This window comes from bacterium (assembly GCA_028821235.1).
GTDB lineage: Bacteria > Actinomycetota > Acidimicrobiia > Spongiisociales > Spongiisociaceae > Spongiisocius.
In genome coordinates this window covers 1-4,931 of the sequence record JAPPGV010000002.1, presented here as the reverse complement: position 1 = coordinate 4,931, position 4,931 = coordinate 1, and the positions used below count along the sequence as shown (strand labels likewise).

6 protein-coding genes are annotated in these 4,931 nt (G+C 65.7%); all 6 read left to right on the top strand.

What is annotated here, in order from left to right; translation table 11 throughout:
- On the top strand, window positions 1-1,761 hold a 1,761-nt coding region (locus OXK16_00050; protein MDE0374344.1), incomplete at its 5' end, for a cbb3-type cytochrome c oxidase subunit I.
- Window positions 1,761-2,372: a heme-copper oxidase subunit III gene (locus OXK16_00045; GenBank protein MDE0374343.1), complete on the top strand. Its 612-nt coding sequence runs from the start codon at window positions 1,761-1,763 to the stop codon at window positions 2,370-2,372. The genes OXK16_00050 and OXK16_00045, both read left to right, overlap by 1 nt.
- Window positions 2,373-2,391: 19 nt before the next feature.
- Window positions 2,392-2,700, top strand: a complete 309-nt coding sequence (locus tag OXK16_00040; GenBank protein MDE0374342.1) for a cytochrome C oxidase subunit IV family protein — start codon at window positions 2,392-2,394, stop codon at window positions 2,698-2,700.
- 118 nt (window positions 2,701-2,818) lie between these two features.
- Complete coding sequence (locus OXK16_00035) at window positions 2,819-3,628, top strand: cytochrome c oxidase assembly protein (GenBank protein MDE0374341.1); 810 nt, start codon at window positions 2,819-2,821, stop codon at window positions 3,626-3,628.
- Window positions 3,625-4,317 carry a hypothetical protein gene (locus OXK16_00030; protein MDE0374340.1) on the top strand — a complete coding sequence of 231 codons (693 nt, stop codon included), beginning with the start codon at window positions 3,625-3,627 and terminating at the stop codon, window positions 4,315-4,317. The genes OXK16_00035 and OXK16_00030 overlap by 4 nt, the downstream gene beginning before the upstream one ends.
- A partial coding sequence (locus tag OXK16_00025; protein MDE0374339.1) for a hypothetical protein occupies window positions 4,314-4,931 on the top strand: 618 nt, incomplete at its 3' end. The genes OXK16_00030 and OXK16_00025, both read left to right, overlap by 4 nt.

The following is a 4,931-nucleotide window of genomic DNA, read 5'->3' as shown; positions in this document are numbered from 1 at the left end:
ATCTCGGCAGCGTTCTTCAACTACCTGCTGCCCCTGATGATCGGCGCCCGCGATGTGGCCTTCCCCCGGATGAACGCGGTGAGCTTCTGGATCTTCCTCTTCGGGGGCCTCTTCATCTACTCGTCCCTCATCTTCGGGACCTCCCCGCCTCCGGTGGGCGGCAGCCTCCCGGGGGGCGCCACCGACGCCAGCGCTCTCGGCTCGATCCCGAACAGCGGGTGGTTCATCTACGCACCCAACAGCGGCGCCACCTATTCGCCCGGAACGGCGGTCGACTACGCGGCCCTGGGACTGCAGATACTGGGCGTCGCCTCGCTCATCTCGGCGGTGAACTTCATCGTCACCATCCTCAACATGCGGGCCACGGGGATGCGGCTCCTCAGGATGCCGGTGTTCGTCTGGATGACCCTGGTAGTGGCTCTGCTGCTGCTCTTCTCGCTCCCCATCATCGCCATCGCCCTGTTCATGCTCACCTTCGACCGGCAGTTCGGCACATTGTTCTTCGTGGCGGAAGCCGGTGGCGATCCCATCCTCTGGCAACACCTGTTCTGGTTATTCGGACACCCCGAGGTGTACATCCTGATCCTTCCCGCCATGGGCATCGTCTCCGAGACCCTGCCGGTCTTCTCCAAGAAACCGCTCTTCGGTTACCCGGCGGTGGTGTTCGCCGGCGCCGCCATCGCCTTCCTGGGCTTCGGGGTCTGGGCCCACCACATGTTCTCCTCCGGTATTCCCACCGTCGCCCAGGCCGCCTTCGGGCTGTCCACCATGACCATCGCCATTCCCACCGGGATAAAGATATTCAACTGGCTGGGAACCGTTTGGGGCGGCAGGGTGCGGTTGACCACGCCCATGCTGTTCTCGCTGGGCTTCGTGGCCCTGTTCGTCATCGGGGGCCTGTCGGGGGTGACCCACGCCGTGGTCCCGTCCGACTGGCAGCAGACCGACACCTACTACATCGTGGCCCACTTCCACTACGTGCTGTTCGGGGGCGCCCTCTTCGGTCTCTTCGCCGGCATCTACTACTGGTTCCCCAAAGTCTGGGGCCGCATGTACAACGAGGCCCTGGGCAAGTGGCACTTCTGGCTGATGTTCATCGGCATGAACCTGACCTTCGGTCCCATGCACTGGCTGGGACTGCAGGGCATGGTGCGGCGGACCTGGGTCTACCCCGAGGAGGCGGGCCTCGGCGCCGGCAACTTCGTGGTGACCGTCGGCGCCTTCGTCATCGCCGTCGGGGTGCTGGTCTTCATGATCAACTGGAGCTACTCGAAACGGCGCGGTCGGATAGCGCCCAACGACCCGTGGGATGCCCGCACGCTGGAGTGGACCATGCCCTCCCCCACTCCCGAATACAACTTCGCGGTGGAGCCGACCGTCACCTCCCTGGACGACTTCTGGCACCTCAAGTACGACGAGGACGAGGAAGGCCGGGCGGTGCGCAAGGAGAAGGCGGATGAACTGGTCGACGAACTGATCCGGTCCAACGGCAACCCCGACCATGAGATCCACCTACCGGCGCCCTCGTACTTCCCCTTCATAGTCGGGCTGGGCATCATGTTCATCGCCTACGGGATCATGTACCACACCCGCCCGTGGGGCATTCCCATGCTGGCGGCAGGGGCCTTCGTCGCCATCGGCGCGCTGTTCGCCTGGGGGTCCGAACCGCTCGAGGAGGTCCACGACGAGGAGCACGGCGACCACGACGGCGACGCGCACGAGGAGAACACCGAACAGGCGATGAGCGAGGGAGACGCCTGATGGCGGACATCGCCCACGGCCACGAGGAGGGTGGGGGCCACCACCAGCTGACCGGCATCGACAGCCGCAAGCTCGGAATGTGGGTGTTTCTCAGCTCCGAGTTCCTGTTCTTCGGCGCCCTGATCAACAACTACCTGCTGTTCAAGGGCCGTGACTTCGGGCCGGGAACGCTGTATCCGGTCGAGCTCTACGACATTCCGTTCACGTCGATCAGCTCGTTCGTCCTGCTGATGAGCTCGCTGACGATGGTCCTGGCTCATTCGGCGCTGGCGCGCGGCGATCAGGACCAGACCAAGACATGGCTGTTCGCCACCGCCTTCCTGGGAACGGTCTTCGTCTCCGGCCAGTTCTTCGAGTTCGCTGAGTTCATCCTCCACGGGTTGAAACTCAACATCAACCCGGCCGCCAGCGCCTTCTACATGCTGACCGGATTCCACGGGCTCCACGTGGTTCTCGGGGTCCTGATGCTGCTGGTGCTGGCCTTCAAGTCGATGCGCACCGGCGGCCTGTCCGAGGCCGAAGGGCTCAACGTCGAGTTGGTAGGCTTGTACTGGCACTTCGTCGACATCATCTGGATCGTCATCTTCGTGCTCGTCTACCTGATCCAATGAGAGAAGCAGGGCATTAGGAATGGCCGGCGGCGCACACCATCCCCAGCCTCGGCAGTACGTGATGATCGCCATCGTGCTCGCGGTGCTCACGGCCGCCGAGGTCGCGCTCTTCTACCTGGAAGCCGGCGTGGACGCGATCGGCCAATCCCTGACCGTTCCGGCGCTACTGATCCTGAGCGCCCTCAAGTTCTACCTGGTGGTTGCCATGTTCATGCACCTCCGGTTCGAGAAGCGCCTGCTGTCCCGCTTCTTCACCTCCGGCGCCATCCTGGCGGGCGCGCTGTACCTGATCACCCTCGCGGCGCTGGGCGCGGTCGTCCTCTTCTAGGGGCTGCCAGTGGCCGGTAGCCAACTACTGGCCCGCATTTACACTGGCCTGATCCCGAACGACTCCCGCCCGATGAATCGCCCCGAGCCAGAACCACGCGGCCTGATGGATCGCTGAGATGATCCCGGCCTGGCACCCCCACTTCGACGTTTGGGCGTTCGTGTTCGTGGTCGGCTTCGGATACGCGTACACCATCCGCCGGATCGGTCCCTATCTGGAGATCGAGGGACCGCTGGTCACCCGGCGCCAGGTCGCCCTCTTCACCGCAGGGCTGGCATCTCTGTGGGTGGTGTCGGACTGGCCGTTCCACGACATTGCCGAACAGCGCCTGTTCCTGTTCCACATGATCGAGCACATGACCCTGGCGCTGGTCTCGGCCCCGTTGATGATCGCCGGGACACCGGCCTGGATGCTCCGCCGGATCCTCACCAACCCGCGCTTCTTCCCCGTCCTCCGCCCGCTCACCCGACCGCTCGCGGCCTTCTTCGTGTTCAACGGCATCCTGGTCGGCATCCACTGGCCGGAGATCGTGAACCTGATGGTCACCTCCGGCATCTACCACTTCGCGATTCACGCCCTGCTCATGGCGGCGGCCATCGTGATGTGGATTCCGGTGCTGAGCCCGGTGCCGGAGCTGAAGCGGCTCAATCCTCCGCTGCGCATGCTGTACCTGTTCGCGCACTCGCTGCTGCCCACCATCCCGGCCTCGTTCCTGACATTCGGAAAGGAACCCCTCTACCGCTTCTACGCCGAGGCGCCCCGCCTGTGGGGCATCGACGCCATCACCGACCAGACCCTGGCCGGGCTGGTGATGAAGCTAGGCGGCGGCGCCATCCTCTGGGGCGTCCTGGTGGTGATCTGGTTCCGGTGGTATGCCTACGAGCAACGCTGGGAGGCATTGGAGCGGGAGCTCCGCAAGGAATCATGAGATACGCTCCGGCGCTGGCGGGTGTGCTCCTGGTCCTCGCAGCTTGCGGTGACTCCGGCGACGGACCTCCCGTCGAGACCGTCCAGGGAGTGGTCCTCGAGGTCAACGGCGACCTGGAAGGAGTCGAGTCGTTCGTGCTGCGGACCGACGACGGCGAGGTCTTGGAACTCGCTCCGTCACCCGACGGGGACTTCCGCTTCCCGCTCGCTCACCTATACGACCACCTGCGGACATCGGAACCCCTGTCGGTCGGATTGGACCGGTCGGCGGATCCGCCCCTGGCGGTCTCCATGAGGGATGCCGACAGCTCGGCCTGGCACGCCGCCGAGTCCCATCCGGACACCACCACCGCGCCCGCGGCTTCGGTGGTCACGGCACCACCCGCTCCCTCCACCACGACCGTTCCGGCGACGACCGAGGCCGATCCGCCCGGAGTGGTGATCGATCTGACGATCACGGACGGCTCGGTGGCGGGGGGAGTACGGCGCGAGGCTGCGCGGGTCGGACAATGGGTGACGCTCCGGGTGAGCGGGAACGCGTCGGACGAGGTGCACATCCATGGCTACGACCTCTACATCGAACTGGTCGAAGGCCAGGGCCGACTGACCTTCGAAGCATCGATTCCCGGCGTCTTCGAGGTGGAGTTGGAACGAACCCACACCCTGGTCCTCCAACTGGAGGTATCTTGAGCCGGGCCCGCCTCGCGGCCTGGCCCGTGGCGGCTGCGCTACTGCTGGCGATGGCGGAGCCCGCCCACGCCCACGGACTGGGCGGCCGCCTCGACCTGCCGATCCCCATCTGGCAGTTCGCCTGGGCGGCCGCGTTCGCGGTCCTGGTGTCGTTCGCGGTGCTCGGACGTTACTGGACCCACCCCCGCCTGGGGCCCGCTTCCCGCGGTTCCTCCCTCCCGCCGGGGCTGGGGTCGGTAGGGCGAAGCCTGTTGCCGATCACGCGCCTGATCGGGGTGGCGGTGCTGGCCTTGACCATCCACGCCGCCTTCCGGGGCGATCCTGACACAGCCTCCAACCTGGCGCCCTACGTCGCCTTCGTGCTCGTATGGGTGGGCGTGGCGGTGGCGTCAGCCCTCGTAGGTGACCTGTGGGCCACCGTCAACCCCGTGGCAACCCTGACCTATCTAGCCGGGCGGATCCGCCGTCCGGTCCGTCCCGGCATCGAACCGGCGCCGGCCCGGGACGGTGAATCGATCTCTCTCCTCGGGATCGTGGCGTTCCTCTGGATGGAGCTGGCTTTCCACCAGGGTGCGGCGCCACGGACGATCGGCGCCTATCTGGTGCTCTACACG